Here is a 15,472-nt window from a genome sequence, read left to right on the forward strand (position 1 = left end):
CCCGATGTGCCCTAACGGGTCCAGTCGAGGCCCATTTCCTCGAACATTTCCTTGTCCTCGCTCCAGCGTTCGTCGGTCTTCACGTGGAGGAAAAGATGGACCTTCTGGCCGAGCAATTCGGACAGCTCCTCGCGTGCAGCCTGCCCGATCGCCTTGATCCGGCTACCGCCCTTGCCGAGCACGATGGCGCGCTGGTTGTCGCGCATGACCACGATCTGCTGGTGGATCTCCACGCTGCCATCGGGTCGCTGGATATACTTCTCGGGCCGAACCGCGCTGTCATAGGGCAGTTCTTCGTGGAGCTGCTTGTAGAGCTGTTCGCGGGTGATCTCGGTGGCGAGCAGGCGTTCGCTGGCATCCGACACCTGGTCTTCGGGGTACATCCACGGGCCTTCGGGCATCATCGCCGCGAGCGCTTCCTTCATTTCGGGCACGCCGTCGCCGGTCAGGGCGGAGACGAAGTAGACCGTCTCGAACTGGACCTTGTCGGTCAGCTCCTGCGCCAGCGCGAGCAGCGGTTCCTTCTTCGCGGCATCGACCTTGTTGAGGACGAGGATCTTGCGTTCGGGCCTATTCGCCAGCGCCTCGACCAGCGGTTCAAGCTCGTGCCGGCGCTGCTTGATCGGGTCGACCATCAACAGCACGGCATCGGCCGCTTCCGCACCTTCCCACGCGGCGTTCACCATCGCGCGGTCGAGGCGACGCTTGGGCGCGAAGATGCCGGGCGTATCGACCAGGATCATCTGCGTGTCGGCCTCATCGCACTTGTGCAGGGCGATGCCGAGCATGCGCGCGCGCGTGGTCTGCGCCTTGGCACTGGTGATCGCGACCTTCTGGCCGACGAGCTGGTTGACCAGCGTGGACTTGCCCGCATTAGGGGCGCCGAGCACGGCGACGAGGCCGCATTTGGTCTTCGGATCGCTCATCCGAATTTCTCCATGAATTCCCTGGCGGCGGCCTTCTCGGCCTCGCCCTTGCTGTTGGCGGTGGCGGTTGCTTCGCCGACCTTGTGGACCGAAACTCGGACCGTGAACTTTGCGGCGTGATCGGGGCCGGAACGGTCGATCACCTCGTATTCGGGCGGCTTGCGGCGATTGCCTGCCGCCCATTCCTGGAGCGCGCTCTTGGGGTGCTTGCTTTCCCCGGCACCGCTTTCGAGTGCGGGGCGCCAGAGGACATTCACCAGCTTGCGCGAGGCCTTGAAGCCATTGTCGAGGAACTGCGCGCCGAGCAGGGCTTCCATCACGTCGCCCAGGATGTTGTCGCTGTCGCGGCCGCCGTCGGCGCGGGCCTGCTTCGAAATGCGGATGTGATCGGCAAGCTCGATGCCGCGCGCGACATTGGCGCACATTTCACGGCTGACGATCGCATTGAGGCGCTGGGCAAGCTTGCCTTCTGGCGCCTCGCTCTGTTCGAACAGCCATTGCGCAATGGCGAGGCCAAGCACGCGGTCGCCGAGGAATTCGAGGCGCTCGTAATCGCGCTTCTCGCCGAGGCTGCCGTGAGTGAGCGCGGCTTGCCACAGCGCCTCGTCACCGACCGTGAAGCCGGTATCCTCGAGCCATTTGCGGGTGTCGGGATTAAGCACGCTCATATGTCGGTCCCGATCCTGTCCCACCTCGCAGCGGTGAACCAGGTCCACGGCAGCAGCCATTCGGCGCTCCCGTCGGTCGACCACAGCACCATGCTGGCGCGTGCGACGAGGAGGTCCGCATCGACCAGCCCCACGCCCTGTCCGGGCGAGGCGGGAAAGCGGCTGTCGAGCGAATTGTCGCGGTTGTCGCCCATTACGAAGATCTTGCCTCTGGGCACTACGATGGGGCCGAAATTGTCCTGCGAGCGCGGCCCGAAGTCGAGCGTCATGTAGCTCTTCCCCGAAGGCAGCGTTTCCCTGAACTGGCGATAGCGGCAGATCATCCCGTCCGAAACCTGGCCGCCATCGCTGCGGCAGCCGGTATTCTCGCTCATCGGGATCTGGGCATCTTCGACCGCTTCGCGTTTCACCGGCTCGCCATTGAGGATCAGGACACCATTGCGCATGGCAATCGTGTCGCCCGGCAGGCCGATGGCGCGTTTGACGTAGTCGGTGCCGTCGACCGGGTGCTTGAAGATCACAACGTCGCCGCGTTCGGGCAGGTGGGCAAACACACGCCCCGGGATCAGCGGTGCCTCGAAAGGCAGCGACAGGCTGGAATAGCCATAGGGCCACTTCGCCGCGACGAGGTAATCGCCATTGCGCAGCCCCGGAAGCATGCTTTCGCTCGGGATGGTGAAGGGCGAGAAGATGAAGCTGCGGAAGATCACGACCACCAGCACCAGCTTGAGCAGGAACTTGGTGAAGTCGCCCCAGCTTTCCTCTTTCTCGGGCTTGCTCTCGGGCTGGGATACGAATTCCGGATCGGAATCGGCGTTCGGTTGCGTCAGGCGGGGGTTCTCATTCATCGCCGAAGTCCCTAGTCCGCATTCACACCCTGCGAAAGGATTTTTGCCCGCCATGACCAAAGCCGCCGCCGATATCTGGACCGACCTTGCCAAGCTGCCGCAGCCGACCTTGCTCGAACTGTTCAGTACCAAGCGCGATGGAGGCGAGGGCACGGACGAGCCGGGGGGCGAGGAACGCGTTGCTATGCTGTCGGGCCGGATCGAGCTGGCAGGCGATGCTGCGGGCGATCCGATGGCGCCGGGCGGCATACTGTTCGACTGGTCGAAAACGCACCTCGACCGCGCCGTGCTGGCGAAGTTTGCTGAGCTGGCCGAGGCGATGGAATTCACCGAAATGCGCCGCAAGCTCTTTGCGGGCGAAGTGGTGAACCCGACCGAAGGTCGCGCAGCCGATCATGTGACGCTGCGCGGCGTGGGTGACGAGGCAAAGGTCGAGGAAGCGGCTGCGCTGATCGACCGCATGGGCATGCTGGTCGAGGCGATCCACCAGGGGGCGCTGGGCGAAATCGACCACCTCATCCATATCGGCATCGGCGGCAGCGCGCTTGGACCTGCGCTGGGTGTCGATGCGCTCAGCCGCGATTTCGCGCGCTGCGACGTGCATGTGGTCTCCAACATCGATGGTGTCGCGCTGGAGGCGGCCTTTGCGAAGTGCGATCCTGCCAAGACGCTGATCGCGGTGGCCAGCAAGACCTTCACCACGATCGAGACCATGACCAACGCGGCAAGCGCGCTCAAATGGCTGGCCGACAATGGCGTATCCGATCCGGGCGGCCGCGTGATTGCGCTGACGGCCAACCCCGAAGGCGCGGTCGAATGGGGCGTCGACGAAACGCGTATCCTGCCCTTCCAGGAAAGCGTGGGCGGGCGTTATTCGATCTGGTCGAGCATCGGCTTTCCGATCGCCATGGCGGTGGGAATGGACGATTTCCGCGAAATGCTTGCCGGCGCTGCCGAGGTCGACAAGCATTTCCGCGATAGCGACTTGGCAGACAATCTCGTCCTGCGCGCCGCCTTCGCCGATCTCTACTACACCCGCGTGCGCGGCTGCCAGACCCGCGCCGTGTTCGCTTATGACGAGCGGCTCGGCCTGTTCCCCGATTATCTCCAGCAGCTGGAGATGGAGAGCAACGGCAAGCGCGTGACCGCCGACATGCAGCCGGTCGACGGCCCGACCGCGCCGATCACCTGGGGCGGGGTGGGCACCGATGCGCAGCACGCGGTGTTCCAGCTCCTTCACCAGGGCACGCACCTCATCCCCGTCGACTTCATCGCCAGCATCGCGCCCGGCGACGAGCTCGACCCCGCGCACCACCGCATCCTCCTGATGAACTGCTTTGCGCAGGGCGCGGCGCTGATGGCGGGCAAGCAGGGCAAGGACCCCGCGCGCAACTACCCGGGCGATCGCCCTTCGGCCACGATGCTGTGCGACGATCTCGACGCCGCCACGCTGGGCGCGCTCATCGCCTTCCACGAACACCGCACCTTCGCCAGCGCGGTGCTGATGGGCATCAACCCCTTCGACCAGTTCGGCGTCGAACTCGGCAAGGAAATGGCCAAGGCGATCGAGAAAGGCGGCGAGGAATTCGATGCGAGTACGGAAGCCTTGCTCGGTGCCGCCGGAATGTCGTGACAACGTCAGCGGAAAGATGGTAAACCGTTGACATGAAACAATGGTTCGCACGCCGCTATCTCGACCTTCTGGGCTCGATCTACATCTATAACGAGCATCGCGGTTACACTGCGCTTGACCGGGTGCTGGAGGCGGTGAAGGCGAAGCATCCCGAGGCGACCGAACTGATCGCAGCGGTCGAAAAGCACCGCGCCGACGAGCGCAAGCATTACACCATGTTCAAGCGCTGGTTCCAGCTGCGCGGGACCATGCCGATCGCGCTCGACCGGACTTTCGGCCATATCGACCGCTTTATCGAGATCACTTTCGGCACCTCGATAGACAGCCTCGACACCGATGCCATCATCGCCAGCGACGACCTGTTCGAGCGGCTGTGTCGGGTCATCTCGCTGACCGAGAAGCGCGGGCTGAAGCAGGTCGAAATCCTGCTCGACCATCCGCTCGTCAAGCAGGACAAGGCGCTGCACAAGATCTTCGAGGTCGTCCATGTCGACGAGCCCGACCATTTCCTGCCCTATGACAAGTGGCTCGCCGAAAACCAGCGCCGCATGCCCAACCGGCGCGAAGTGTGGATCGACCGGATGATCCATTCCGAACTGCTCTTCATCAAGCTGCCGCTGCTGTTCCTGTGGTTCGGTGCGCCGCGCCGCAAGGAATGGCGCGATGCGGGCGAGAGCAATCCCAAGCCAACGCCCAAGATTGCCGTGCCCGGCTGAGCGAGCCTTTCATGTTGAAACGGTTCTTCAACCGCCGTGCGGGCGGCATGCTTTGGCGCAACACGGTTGTCAGCACGGGCGTGTTCCTCCTCGGGCTGGGCGTGCTGTGGCTGCTGGTCGAACAGGCAGGCGTCGACCCGGTGCTGGCGACGGGCATAAGCTTCCTGGTCGCCAATTCGATCCATTACATTTTCGGGCGTACGTGGATCTTCGCCGGGTCCGAGCGGAAGCTCTCGACCGGCTATGCGCTGTTCCTCGCCAACGCGGTTGTCGGCCTGATCGTGACGGTCGGCCTTTTCTGGGTGCTCACCGAATGGACGCCGATGAATTACCTCGTGGCGCGCGTCGTCGTGTCGGTCTTCGCGGGGCTGGCGGTGTTCGCGCTCAACGCGACGATCAACTTCAGGCAGGTGTGATGCGCATTCACCGTGCGCTGATAGCCTTCCACCATTACGCCAAACTCACCAGGGCCATCCTGATGGGCACCAACCCCTTCGACCAGTACGGCGTCGAGCCGGGCAGGCGGATGGCCAAGGCGACTGAGGAACGCGGAGAGGAGTTCGACGCGAGCACGGAAGGGCTTCTGGAGGCGGCTGGGCTTTCCGACTAGAAGACGGAACTAAGCATTCCCGTGACCAGGGCCTTGTAGAGAACGATCCCCACGCCGATCATAAGGACCATAAGAAGCCGTACTATTCCTGCGCGCCAGTCGTCATCTGCAATCGCCTGATCGCCGATGTCTTCTGCTTCGATCCATTTCATACGAAAATCATGCCACCAGAAGAAATAGGCTACAATCGCACCGGGTATCGGAACCACAGGCGCGAACAGGCGATAGTCCGACGGGCCGAAAAGGACCAAAAACGCTGCAACAATGATATAGGCTACCGCCACGGTGAGAGCAGCCCTTTTGGCTGGAGGTTGCCTCAGGCCGACGAAGAAATGCAGGATCGCAGTCGCTATCGCGATCATTACGAAACCGATGCCGGCGACAAGCAGTACGATTGATGCCCATACCGGCATGCTGATTCTCCCCTCTACAATTTGAGGTCGAATATGTTCTGCAGGCTGCTGGAAACAGCGAGTGCGGTTGACTATTCACAGTATTAGGACCACATGGCGCCCATCGAAGCGCGCAAGCCAGCGTGAAGCGGCGATGCGGATACATCCATCGCCCCGGCCGTGCCTCGGTCCAGTTTTTCCAGACTTCCCTTTTCACGCGGGTGGTTCCAACCCCCGCGCCGCGCGACGATTCCGCCCGGAATCCGTCAGTGCGCCGCATATTTTGCGAGTTTAGCCATGACACAATTCAATGACCTCGGGCTTTCGCAGCCCGTGCTCCAGGCCCTCGACATGAAGGGCTATACCGAGCCGACCCCGATCCAGGCACAGGCCATTCCGCACCTTCTCGAAGGCCGTGACCTGCTCGGTATCGCGCAGACCGGTACCGGCAAGACCGCTGCCTTCATGCTGCCCAGCATCGACCGCCTGCGCGACGCCGACAAGCAGACGCCGTTCAAGTCCTGCCGCATGCTGGTGCTCGCCCCGACGCGCGAACTGGCAGGGCAGATTGCGGAAAGCGCCAAGGATTATGGCGCGCTGGCAGGCCTCAAGGTGCACTCCATCGTCGGCGGCACCTCGGTCAACAAGGATCGCAACAAGCTGCACCGCGGCACCGACATCCTCGTCGCCACGCCGGGCCGCCTGCTCGACCTGATCGACCAGAAGGCCTTCCGCCTCGACGGCGTCGAAGTGCTGGTGCTGGACGAGGCCGACCAGATGCTCGACCTCGGCTTCATCCACGCGCTGCGCAAGATCAGCGAACTTGTTCCTGCGGACCGACAGACGCTGTTCTTCAGCGCCACCATGCCCAAGCAGATCCAGGAACTGGTGGGTAAATACTGCCGCAACCCGGTGAAGGTCAGCGTGACCCCGGAAAGCACCACGGCAGAACGCATCGACCAGTATCTCTTCATGGTCCAGCAGGACGAGAAGCAGACGCTGATCGAGCTGATCCTGTCCGAGCGTCACAAGGTCCCCGGCAAGTTCGAGCGCGTGCTGATTTTCGCCCGCACCAAGCATGGCTGCGACCGTATCGTGAAGAAGCTCGGCCAGGCGGGCATTCCGGCCAATGCCATCCACGGCAACAAGAGCCAGCCGCAGCGCGAACGTGCGCTCGACGAGTTCAAGCGCGCCAAGACGCCGATCCTGATTGCGACCGATGTCGCCGCGCGCGGGATCGACATTCCGGGCGTCAGCCACGTGATCAATTACGAACTGCCCAACGTGCCGGAGCAGTACGTCCATCGCATCGGCCGCACCGCGCGTGCAGGCAAGGACGGCATCGCGATTGCCTTTTGTGCCGAAGACGAGCGCGATTACCTGAAGGACATCCGCAAGAAGACCGATGCGGAATTCGAGCGCCTGCCGCTGCCGGACAATTTCCGTGCCGTGGTCGAAGGCGTCGGCCCGACCAAGCGCGAGCCCAAGCAGCGCATGGCCAAGCCAAAGGTTCGCCCGACTGGCGGCGCCACCAAGCCGAAGCCCAAGCAGAAGCACCCTGCTCGCAAGGGCAAGCCCGAGGGGGCGGGGCAGGGCGGCAAGCCCGGCGGCCGCCCCGGCGGAAACCGTAATCGCAACCGTAACCGGAACCGGCCGCGCAGCGGAAGGTAAGTCGGAACTTGCTTATCGGCTCACGGTTGGCGAGAGACACGCTCGAAAGCTGACAGGAGCGCCGAATGGCCGAGAAATACGATTACGACCTCTTCACCATCGGCGCCGGTTCGGGCGGCGTGCGCGCCAGCCGTGTCTCTGCCGCGCATGGCGCGAAGGTCGCGATTGCCGAGGAACACCGCGTCGGCGGGACCTGCGTGATCCGTGGCTGCGTGCCCAAGAAGATGCTCGTCTACGGCGCGCATTTCGCCGAGGACCTCGAGGATTGCCAGCGCTTCGGGTGGGAAATCGGCGAGCGCAAGTTCGACTGGAAGGTGCTGCGCGACAATGTGCTCGACGATGTGAAACGCATCGAGGGCGCCTACACCGAAACGCTTGAAAATCACGAGGTCGAGATTTTCAAGGAACGTGCCGAGATTACCGGCCCGCATGAGATCACGCTCGCAAGCGGGCGCAAGGTCACGGCCAAGTACATCCTGATCGCCACCGGCGCCCGGCCGCGTATGCCCGAATGCCAGGGCGCCGAACACGCGATCAGTTCGAACGAGGCCTTCCACCTCGACGAGCTGCCGAAGAAGGTCATCATCGCCGGCGGGGGCTACATCGCCAACGAATTCGCAGGAATATTCAACGAGTTCGGCTGCGATGTTCATATCGTCAATCGGGGCGATCGCCTGCTTCGCAGCTATGACGAGGCGGTGCGCGACCGCCTGCTCCAGATCAGCACGATGAAGGGCATCAAGTTCCGCTTCAACACGACCTTCGAATACATCAAACCATGTGACGAAGGCGGCTATTTCGTCAAGCTCAGCGACCAGGACGAGGAAAAGGCGGACCTCGTCATGTTCGCCGTCGGTCGTGTTCCCAATACCGAGGGGCTGGGGCTGGACAAGGCGGGCGTCGAACTTGGCGATGGCGGCGAGGTCAAGGTCGACCGTTTCAGCAAGACCAATGTCGACCACATCTATGCCGTCGGCGATGTGACCGACCGCGTCCAACTGACTCCCGTCGCCATCCGCGAAGGCCAGGCCTTTGCCGACATGATCTTCGGCGGCTGCGACCCGGTTGCGGTGGATCACTCCTGCATCCCCAGCGCCGTGTTCAGCCATCCCCCGATCGCCGCTGTCGGCATGACCGAGGGCGAGGCCAAGAACAAGCTCGGCAGCGTGAAGGTGTACCTGTCCGATTTCCGCCCGATGAAGAACGTGCTGGCCGGTCGTAACGAACGCAGCCTGATCAAGATGGTCTGCGATGGCGACAGCGGGAAGATCGTCGGCATCCACATGATCGCTCCCGAAGCGCCGGAGATGATGCAGGCCGCCGCGATTGCGGTGAAGGCTGGCCTCACCAAGGCGGATTTCGATGCAACGACCGCAATCCATCCGACGATGGCGGAAGAACTCGTCCTGATGCGTTGATCGCGCCAGTCGGTTGCAGCGCGCAACCTTTGGTCATAGCATCGCCCGAAAGGGAGAATTGCGATGACTGGAACCGTGCTTGTCACCGGCGGCACCGGCTACATTGCCGGAGAGCTGATCCGGCAGCTGCTTGCAAAGGGCTGGACGGTTCACACGACCGTGCGCAACAAGGCGAAGAGCAAGGGCATCCTCCAGCGCCGCTTCGGCAATCCTGACGAGGCCCAGTTCAAGGTCTTCGAAGCCGAGCTGATGGATGATGCGGGCTGGGCCGAAGCCGTCGCCGGCTGCACGCATATGGCGCATGTCGCCTCGCCCATCGCCGCGTCCACCCCCAAGGACGAGAACGAGATGATCGTCCCGGCTCGCGAAGGTACGCTGCGTGCCCTGCGCTTTGCGAAGGACGCGGGCGTGAAGCGGTTCGTCCAGACAAGTTCGATGGCAGCCGTGGCCTATGGCCGGAGCGACAAGGTCTACACAGTCGATGAAAGCGACTGGACCGATATCTCGCATCCCGACATCTACCCTTACGTCAAATCCAAGACCATTGCCGAACGTGCAGCGCGCGACTGGATCGAGGAGAACGGTGCGGGAATGGAATTCGTATCGGTCAATCCGTCGATGGTCCTCGGACCGGTGGACGATCCCGATTTTTCCCCCTCGGTCGAGGCGGTGAAACAGGTCCTCGACGGCTCCATGCCGATGGCCCCCGATCTTGGCTTTGCGATCGTCGACACGCGCGATGTTGCCGACCTGCACGTCCGCTGCCTGGAAGAGCCGGGCCTTGCAAACGAACGCTTCCTTGCCGCCGGCAAGTTCATGAAAATCATCGAGATCGCCGATGTCCTGCGCGATCGCCTCCCGCCCGAGCATACCCGCAAGGTGCCCAGGAAGATCATGCCCAACTGGATGGTCTCGATCCTTTCGCTGTTCAATCCGGGCGTGCGCTCGATCAAGAGCGAGATCGGCAAGACGCGCAATGTCGATCCGGGCCATGCGCTGGAACGCCTGGGCTGGAAGACCCGGCCCGAGGAGGAGAGTATCGTGGATTGCGCGAAGTCCCTTATCGAGCACGGCGTGGTCAAGACCTGACGGGTCCCGAAAGTGGACGGGGGGCTATCGTGCATTGCCAGCCCGTGCGCACCTCGCCAGAACCATCCTGAATTGACGAGTCGCCGACAGGAATTGCAGTCATGAATATGCTGGCATCGCGCGGACAGCTGCGCGCGAGTTTCATCCGCTGGGCCCTTTTCCTGGTGCCCCTGATCGTCCTGCTCGGCTTCGTTGCCGGGCAATTGGGGCCGGGGCCTGAAAGCGCGTGGTTCCAGTCGCTGGAGAAACCCTCGATCTTTCCCGAGCCGAAGTGGTTCGGTATCGTCTGGTCGATCCTCTACGTAATGATCGGTTTTTCGGTGGCGCTCGTCGCATCGGCGTGGGGCGCACGGGGCCGCACCGCTGCGCTTATCGCCTTCGCGCTGCACTTCCTTCTCAACCTTGCGTGGTCGCCGACCTTTTTCGGCATGCAGCAGATGGGTGCCGCGCTCGTCGTGATCGTGCTCATCGTGCTCACCCTGCTGGTAGTGATCGCATTGTTTTGGAAGGTACGCCGCCTCGCTGCGCTGCTGCTGCTGCCCTATCTCGCATGGGTCTGTTTCGCGACCTTGCTCAATTACGAATTCCTGCAGCTCAATCCGGATGCGGACGGCGGTTCGTCGGGCGAAGCGGTCGAGCGTGTGCGCATCGGCAATTGAACTGGCGGCACGGTCGGCCTAGATAGCCTGCATGCAGAGCCAGAACCCGATGATCGCCGACTTCGTCAAACTCGCCAATTCGGCGGCCGGTACCCTTGCGGGCATGACCCGCGAGGCGCGCGAAACTGCGCGTGAACGGGCCAAGGAAGCTTTCGGCGGCATGGACTTCGTCACCCGCGAGGAATTCGACGCGGTCAAGGCGATGGCCGCCAAGGCTCGCGAGCAGGCCGAAGACCTCGCCACTCGCGTCGCGGCGCTGGAAGCCAAGCACAAGTGACTTCCGCCCCTGCCGCGCGGTAGGGGTGCCCCATGCATCTACGCGCACCAGCAATCCTGATCGCTGCCCGCCCTCACGGCGAGACGGCGGTAATTGCGCGCCTGCTGACCGAGGAAAGCGGTGTCGTCGCGGCCTATGTCGCGGGAGGGCGGGGGCGCCAGTTGCGGCCCGTGGTCATTCCCGGGAACATGGTCGAAGCCGAAATCCGCGCCAAGTCGGACAGCCAGTTGCCTTTCGCGCGGCTGGAGTTGGCACAGAGCCGCGGGCCTTGGCTGACCGAGCCGCTGCCAGCAGCCGCGATCGCCTGGACCTGCGCGCTTACCGCCAGCGCCTTGCCCGAACGCAATCCCTATCCCAGCCTCTACAGCGCGCTCTCCGCATTGCTGGATGCCGTCTGCAACGCGCCCTCAGCGAGGGGTTGGGCGCCGGCGCTGGCGGCTTATGAAGTGCTGCTTCTGCGCGAGCTCGGCTATGGCGGTGCGAGACCGGAGATAGAGGGACTTGAGCAGGCTCTGGAAATTATGCGCGGCACCGAGCCTCTCATCGCCAGATACCTCCTTGCCGACACCCGCAATGACGTTCTAGCCGCTAGGGCTCTCCTGATGCAGCGGCTCGAACGGATGGCCTGACATGAAAATCGCGATCTTGCCCGGCGACGGGATCGGGCCTGAAGTTACTGAGCAGGCGAGGCGCGTGCTCGATGTACTTTCACTGCCGGGGCTGACGCTGTTCGAAGGCGATGTCGGCGGGATCGCCTACAAGCGCCACGGTCATCCCTTGCCGCAAGAAACGCTCGATATGGCGCGGGCAGCCGATGCCGTATTGTTCGGCGCGGTGGGCGACCCCGAGTGCGACGATTTGCCGCGCGAACATCGCCCCGAGCAGGCGATCCTCGGCCTGCGAAGCGAGCTCGGCCTGTTCGCCAACCTGCGTCCTGCAGCCGGCTATCCGGGGCTGGAGGACATGTCCTCGCTGAAGCCGGAGGTGGCGCGAGGCATCGACCTGCTCGTCGTGCGCGAACTCAATGGCGACGTCTATTTCGGCGACAAGGGCGAGCGTGACAGCGACGGCGGGCGCGAGGGTTGGGACGCCATGTCCTATAACGAGGCCGAGGTGCGCCGCATCGCACATACGGGCTTCCTTGCTGCTCAGAAGCGCCGCAAGCGCCTGACCAGCGTTGACAAGGCCAACGTCCTCGAAACGAGCCGCATATGGCGCGAGACGGTGATCGAGGTCGCGGCAGAATATCCCGATGTCGAGCTCGACCACATGTATGTCGACAACGCCGCCATGCAGATGGTGCGCAGCCCCGGCCAGTTCGACGTGATCCTGACCGGAAACCTCTTCGGCGACATCCTGTCCGACCAGGCCAGCGCATGCGTCGGATCGATCGGACTGCTCGCCAGCGCCAGCCTCGGCGAGCGGCAGACAGAATACGGCACGTTCGGCCTCTACGAGCCGATCCACGGTAGCGCGCCCGATATCGCGGGGCAGGGTAAGGCGAACCCGATCGCCGCGATCCTGAGCCTCGCCATGCTGCTGCGCCATTCGCTCGGCCGGGAGACCGAGGCAGGACGGATCGAGCGCGCCGTCTCCACGGTCGTGGCCAGCGATGTGCGCGGGGCGGACCTTGGCGGCACTGCCTCGACCGGTGAAATCGGCGACGCGGTCCTTCGCGCGCTCAACGCGCTGGCTTGATCTTACACGCAATTCGCTTCAGGCGAGGGCCATGGCGCTCGACCTGGCGATCATCCTCCCAACGCTCAACGAGCGTAACAACCTCGCCCCGCTGGTAGAGCGGATCGAGGATGCACTTGGCCCGTTCGGCTGGGAAGTGCTGGTCGTGGACGACAACTCGTCCGATGGCACCTCCGACGAGGCCCGCCGCATCGCCCGCGATGATCCCCGTGTTCGTGCGATCCAGCGTATCGGACGGCGTGGGCTTTCCAGCGCAGCGATAGAGGGCTTCTGCGCCACCGCCGCTCCCTTTGTCGCGGTCATGGATGCCGACCACCAGCACGACCCTAAATTGCTTGCGCCCATGCTCGAATGCGTCCGCTCGGGCGAAGCGGACGTGGCCGTGGCGAGCCGGTTCGCCGAAGGCGCGAGCATGGCAGAATGGGGCCGCCCCGATCGCGAGAAATTGTCCTCGCTCGCCAACGGTCTCGCCCGCCGCCTGACCGGGGTAGAACTCAGCGATCCGATGAGCGGCTATTTCCTGCTCTCCACCGACAGGGCGCGCAGCCTCGTGCCGCGCTTGTCCGGTATCGGTTTCAAGATCCTGCTCGACCTGCTTGCGACCTCCGAAAAGCCGTTGAAGGTCAAGGACTTCCCGATGAACTTCGCCGCTCGCCGAACGGGCGAGAGCAAGCTCGACCGTGCCATCGCGCTCGATTTCCTCGCCGGGCTTTACGACAAGAGCTTCGGGCGGATCATTCCGACCCGTTTTGCGCTGTTCGGCACTGTCGGGGCATTGGGTGTGCTGGTACACCTCGGCATCCTCTACCTGTGCCTGCTGGCTTTCGGTGCCGGCTTTACATGGGCGCAGGCCGTCGCGACCCTCGGGGCGATGACCTTCAATTTCTGGCTCAACAATTTCCTCACCTATCGCGACCGCCGCCTGACGAGTGTCCGCAAGGTCCTTGCAGGCTGGGCGAGCTTCGTTGCCGCCTGTTCGGTTGGCGCCTTTGCCAATGTTGCGGTCGCCAGCGCGCTCTACGTGCGCGGCTTGCACGAAGTGCTCGCGGCGGTGGTCGGGATCGGGATCGGCTCGGTGTGGAACTACGCGCTGTCGAGCCGCTTCGTCTGGGGCCGCTACTAGGGCCTATTTCCAGCTTTCAAGCCAGGTCCAGACCATGAAGCTGTTGGGCCGTGCAAGCGATTCTGCGGCGATGATCTCGTAAAAGAACGCGAAGACCAGCAGGTTCAGGACGATGACGGCTGCCGCCAGCTTGCGCCTGCCACTTTGGCGCAGATCGTCCAGCGCCAGCGCCAGCGCCACCAGCAGGAAGGTGCTGGGCAGGAAATAGTGATAGTAGAACTGCACCGGCTTGGCGGCGAAGATCCAGAAGCCGAGGCTGATGGCATAGAGCACCGCAACGGCGCGATGCATCGGCGCGCGGGATTTTGCGCCCTGCCATGCGCACCATAGCAGGGCCGGGAGGCCAAGGAGCATTGTCAGCGGATTGCCGATCAGCATGACCCCGCGCTGCGCGCCGTCGACGGGCTCGTAGAGATACCAGATCGCCCGCCAGTTGATCACCCATTCGGGCCAGTTCGACTGATAGGGGTGGGGCTTCAGCACCTGCGTTTGCAGGTCGAGCATGAAGCGGTGATGCGCGACCAACCCCTCGGTGATCGGCTGGTTGGCGAAGTGGTAGGCAGGCCAGAAGGTCGCGGCATAGACAAGCAGGGGCAAGACGCCGAGCCAGATGAAGGCCTCTACCAGCGTCATGCCCGGTACCGGCATACCCCGCCGGCTCAGCAGCAGGCGGCGGCGGCCCGCAAACCAGCGCAGCACGAGGAAGGCGAGGCCGGGCACCATCGCGATGATGAGCGTGTTCCACTTGCTGGCCATGGCAAGACCGAGCGCAATGCCTGCAAGGGCCAGGCGCCAGCGGCCCTTTTCCGGCTCGCGGATGGCCGCCGCACATTGCCAGAAGGCTACCGACAGCGCGGCGATCGCGAAGACGTCGAGCATGGCGATGCGCGAATGGATGAAGAGATGAAAACCGGTTGCGACCAGCAGTCCCGAAACCAGCGTCGCATAGCGGCTGAGCGTGCCGAACCAGACGGCGCGCATGACCGCGAACAGCGCCAGGGCGCCGCTGAGGGAGGGCATGATGCGCCAGCCCCAGGCATTGTCGCCGAGCAGCAGGATGCCGACCGCGATCATCTCTTTTCCGAACAGCGGATGTTCTCGGTTGGAGAAGGTGTCCAGCGCGATCAGGTCGCGCGCGGCGGGAAGGTAATGGACCTCGTCGAAATAGGGCTTGGTCGGGATGCCGAGGTTCCATGCCAGCAGCAGCCAGAAACCGAGCGCCAGCGCGGCGCACCAGAGGATCGGGTCTTGCGGTTGCTCGGGCGCGCGGCTCATCGCGCGAATGCTTAGGAAAGCTCGCGCCGCCTCACAAGCGTGTTCACTCCGCTTTTGCGCGGCTTTCCAGCCAGAAGAGGCGAGCCACCATCGGCAGCAGCGATATGGAGGCGGTGAGGCCTACAGCGATGACCCACAGGGGCACACGCATGCCGACCGCCTTGGCGCGCGGCACGATGAAGACCAGCGAAATGACAACGCAGATGACGAGGTCGTACCACACCTGCGTTCCCCAGAGGTCTTGCGTGTGGTTGGGCAGGAAGCCGAGATAGCCTTCCTGCGCGATGGGGATGGCGCTGAAGGCGATGAAGGCGGCGCCGAGGGCAGCGGCCAACCACCAGCTCTCTTGCACTCGCCCGCGCAATGCCAGAAGAAGAATGGCGGGAGCCGAGCCGACAGCTCCCAGAAGGAAGAGGATTTCCAGAGTGGTCATTGATAACTCCCGAAGTTATGTAGCGAGTGCTACACA

General features: G+C 63.5%; 18 protein-coding genes. 12 read left to right on the plus strand and 6 right to left on the minus strand.

Translation table 11 applies throughout. From position 1 onward, the window contains the following. Positions 1-11: 11 nt before the first annotated feature. From era to lepB, 3 genes are read right to left on the minus strand one after another with little or no spacing between them, the layout of a single operon-like run. A complete protein-coding gene (gene era, locus K3136_RS13325) occupies positions 12-926 on the minus strand; it encodes a GTPase Era (protein ID WP_221430777.1) in 915 nt (304 codons plus the stop codon). Next, on the minus strand, positions 923-1,594 hold the full coding sequence (rnc, locus tag K3136_RS13330; RefSeq protein ID WP_221430778.1) for a ribonuclease III: 672 nt from the start codon (positions 1,592-1,594) through the stop codon (positions 923-925). Before rnc ends, era begins: the two co-directional genes overlap by 4 nt. Continuing rightward, positions 1,591-2,442 (minus strand): signal peptidase I, encoded by an 852-nt coding sequence (gene lepB, locus K3136_RS13335; RefSeq protein WP_221430779.1) that lies wholly within the window; start codon positions 2,440-2,442, stop codon positions 1,591-1,593. The genes rnc and lepB overlap by 4 nt, the downstream gene beginning before the upstream one ends. A gap of 52 nt (positions 2,443-2,494) precedes the next feature. Between lepB and pgi the strand changes: the two genes are divergently transcribed. Genes pgi through K3136_RS13355 form a run of 4 tightly spaced genes read left to right on the plus strand, consistent with a single transcriptional unit; the run spans position 2,495 to position 5,401 of the window. Next, a complete protein-coding gene (gene pgi / locus K3136_RS13340) occupies positions 2,495-4,075 on the plus strand; it encodes a glucose-6-phosphate isomerase (RefSeq protein ID WP_221430780.1) in 1,581 nt (526 codons plus the stop codon). Positions 4,076-4,107: 32 nt separating this feature from the next. Continuing rightward, on the plus strand, positions 4,108-4,791 hold the full coding sequence (locus K3136_RS13345; RefSeq protein WP_221430781.1) for a ferritin-like domain-containing protein: 684 nt from the start codon (positions 4,108-4,110) through the stop codon (positions 4,789-4,791). Between the two features lie 11 nt (positions 4,792-4,802). Continuing rightward, on the plus strand, positions 4,803-5,207 hold the full coding sequence (locus K3136_RS13350; RefSeq protein WP_221430782.1) for a GtrA family protein: 405 nt from the start codon (positions 4,803-4,805) through the stop codon (positions 5,205-5,207). Then, on the plus strand, positions 5,207-5,401 hold the full coding sequence (locus K3136_RS13355) for a hypothetical protein (protein WP_247711369.1): 195 nt from the start codon (positions 5,207-5,209) through the stop codon (positions 5,399-5,401). Before K3136_RS13350 ends, K3136_RS13355 begins: the two co-directional genes overlap by 1 nt. Here the strand turns inward: K3136_RS13355 and K3136_RS13360 are convergent. Further along, on the minus strand, positions 5,398-5,814 hold the full coding sequence (locus tag K3136_RS13360) for a hypothetical protein (protein ID WP_221430784.1): 417 nt from the start codon (positions 5,812-5,814) through the stop codon (positions 5,398-5,400). The two genes, K3136_RS13355 and K3136_RS13360, sit on opposite strands and share 4 nt — an antisense overlap. A gap of 276 nt (positions 5,815-6,090) precedes the next feature. On the opposite strand from K3136_RS13360, the gene K3136_RS13365 reads away from it, so the two are divergent. The 8 genes from K3136_RS13365 to K3136_RS13400 all read left to right on the plus strand — a co-directional run bounded on the left by K3136_RS13365 (position 6,091) and on the right by K3136_RS13400 (position 13,728). Next, positions 6,091-7,464 (plus strand): DEAD/DEAH box helicase, encoded by a 1,374-nt coding sequence (locus K3136_RS13365; RefSeq protein WP_221430785.1) that lies wholly within the window; start codon positions 6,091-6,093, stop codon positions 7,462-7,464. Positions 7,465-7,529: 65 nt separating this feature from the next. Further along, positions 7,530-8,882: a glutathione-disulfide reductase gene (gene gorA / locus K3136_RS13370; RefSeq protein ID WP_221430786.1), complete on the plus strand. Its 1,353-nt coding sequence runs from the start codon at positions 7,530-7,532 to the stop codon at positions 8,880-8,882. A gap of 63 nt (positions 8,883-8,945) precedes the next feature. Then, positions 8,946-9,971, plus strand: coding sequence for an NAD-dependent epimerase/dehydratase family protein (locus K3136_RS13375; RefSeq protein ID WP_221430787.1), 1,026 nt, complete (start codon positions 8,946-8,948; stop codon positions 9,969-9,971). A 101-nt stretch (positions 9,972-10,072) separates the two neighbouring features. Then, a complete protein-coding gene (locus tag K3136_RS13380) occupies positions 10,073-10,630 on the plus strand; it encodes a TspO/MBR family protein (protein WP_221430788.1) in 558 nt (185 codons plus the stop codon). A 31-nt stretch (positions 10,631-10,661) separates the two neighbouring features. Next, positions 10,662-10,907, plus strand: a complete 246-nt coding sequence (locus tag K3136_RS13385; RefSeq protein ID WP_221430789.1) for an accessory factor UbiK family protein — start codon at positions 10,662-10,664, stop codon at positions 10,905-10,907. A 32-nt stretch (positions 10,908-10,939) separates the two neighbouring features. Further along, entirely contained in the window at positions 10,940-11,536 is a 597-nt protein-coding gene (gene recO, locus K3136_RS13390; RefSeq protein WP_221430790.1) for a DNA repair protein RecO, read from the plus strand. Position 11,537: 1 nt separating this feature from the next. Continuing rightward, positions 11,538-12,605 (plus strand): 3-isopropylmalate dehydrogenase, encoded by a 1,068-nt coding sequence (leuB, locus tag K3136_RS13395; protein WP_221430791.1) that lies wholly within the window; start codon positions 11,538-11,540, stop codon positions 12,603-12,605. 31 nt (positions 12,606-12,636) lie between these two features. After that, the gene (locus K3136_RS13400; protein ID WP_221430792.1) at positions 12,637-13,728 is read left to right on the plus strand and encodes a glycosyltransferase; all 1,092 of its coding nucleotides are present in this window, start codon (positions 12,637-12,639) and stop codon (positions 13,726-13,728) included. A 3-nt stretch (positions 13,729-13,731) separates the two neighbouring features. On the opposite strand, the gene K3136_RS13405 is transcribed toward K3136_RS13400, so the two are convergent. Together K3136_RS13405 and K3136_RS13410 are read right to left on the minus strand one after the other, a co-directional pair. Further along, positions 13,732-15,003 (minus strand): phospholipid carrier-dependent glycosyltransferase, encoded by a 1,272-nt coding sequence (locus K3136_RS13405; RefSeq protein WP_221430793.1) that lies wholly within the window; start codon positions 15,001-15,003, stop codon positions 13,732-13,734. A 43-nt stretch (positions 15,004-15,046) separates the two neighbouring features. After that, the gene (locus K3136_RS13410) at positions 15,047-15,436 is read right to left on the minus strand and encodes a hypothetical protein (RefSeq protein WP_221430794.1); all 390 of its coding nucleotides are present in this window, start codon (positions 15,434-15,436) and stop codon (positions 15,047-15,049) included. Between the last annotated feature and the right edge of the window lie 36 nt (positions 15,437-15,472).

Origin of the sequence: Qipengyuania gelatinilytica, assembly GCF_019711315.1 — a bacterium.
Lineage (GTDB): Bacteria > Pseudomonadota > Alphaproteobacteria > Sphingomonadales > Sphingomonadaceae > Qipengyuania > Qipengyuania gelatinilytica.

Coding starts and splice junctions, on each gene's coding strand:
- era (WP_221430777.1), bottom strand. CDS start 926: ATGAGCGATCCGAAGACCAAATGCGGCCTCGTCGCCGTGCTCGGCGCC.
- rnc (WP_221430778.1), bottom strand. CDS start 1,594: ATGAGCGTGCTTAATCCCGACACCCGCAAATGGCTCGAGGATACCGGC.
- lepB (WP_221430779.1), bottom strand. CDS start 2,442: ATGAATGAGAACCCCCGCCTGACGCAACCGAACGCCGATTCCGATCCG.
- pgi (WP_221430780.1), top strand. CDS start 2,495: ATGACCAAAGCCGCCGCCGATATCTGGACCGACCTTGCCAAGCTGCCG.
- K3136_RS13345 (WP_221430781.1), top strand. CDS start 4,108: ATGAAACAATGGTTCGCACGCCGCTATCTCGACCTTCTGGGCTCGATC.
- K3136_RS13350 (WP_221430782.1), top strand. CDS start 4,803: ATGTTGAAACGGTTCTTCAACCGCCGTGCGGGCGGCATGCTTTGGCGC.
- K3136_RS13355 (WP_247711369.1), top strand. CDS start 5,207: ATGCGCATTCACCGTGCGCTGATAGCCTTCCACCATTACGCCAAACTC.
- K3136_RS13360 (WP_221430784.1), bottom strand. CDS start 5,814: ATGCCGGTATGGGCATCAATCGTACTGCTTGTCGCCGGCATCGGTTTC.
- K3136_RS13365 (WP_221430785.1), top strand. CDS start 6,091: ATGACACAATTCAATGACCTCGGGCTTTCGCAGCCCGTGCTCCAGGCC.
- gorA (WP_221430786.1), top strand. CDS start 7,530: ATGGCCGAGAAATACGATTACGACCTCTTCACCATCGGCGCCGGTTCG.
- K3136_RS13375 (WP_221430787.1), top strand. CDS start 8,946: ATGACTGGAACCGTGCTTGTCACCGGCGGCACCGGCTACATTGCCGGA.
- K3136_RS13380 (WP_221430788.1), top strand. CDS start 10,073: ATGAATATGCTGGCATCGCGCGGACAGCTGCGCGCGAGTTTCATCCGC.
- K3136_RS13385 (WP_221430789.1), top strand. CDS start 10,662: ATGCAGAGCCAGAACCCGATGATCGCCGACTTCGTCAAACTCGCCAAT.
- recO (WP_221430790.1), top strand. CDS start 10,940: ATGCATCTACGCGCACCAGCAATCCTGATCGCTGCCCGCCCTCACGGC.
- leuB (WP_221430791.1), top strand. CDS start 11,538: ATGAAAATCGCGATCTTGCCCGGCGACGGGATCGGGCCTGAAGTTACT.
- K3136_RS13400 (WP_221430792.1), top strand. CDS start 12,637: ATGGCGCTCGACCTGGCGATCATCCTCCCAACGCTCAACGAGCGTAAC.
- K3136_RS13405 (WP_221430793.1), bottom strand. CDS start 15,003: ATGAGCCGCGCGCCCGAGCAACCGCAAGACCCGATCCTCTGGTGCGCC.
- K3136_RS13410 (WP_221430794.1), bottom strand. CDS start 15,436: ATGACCACTCTGGAAATCCTCTTCCTTCTGGGAGCTGTCGGCTCGGCT.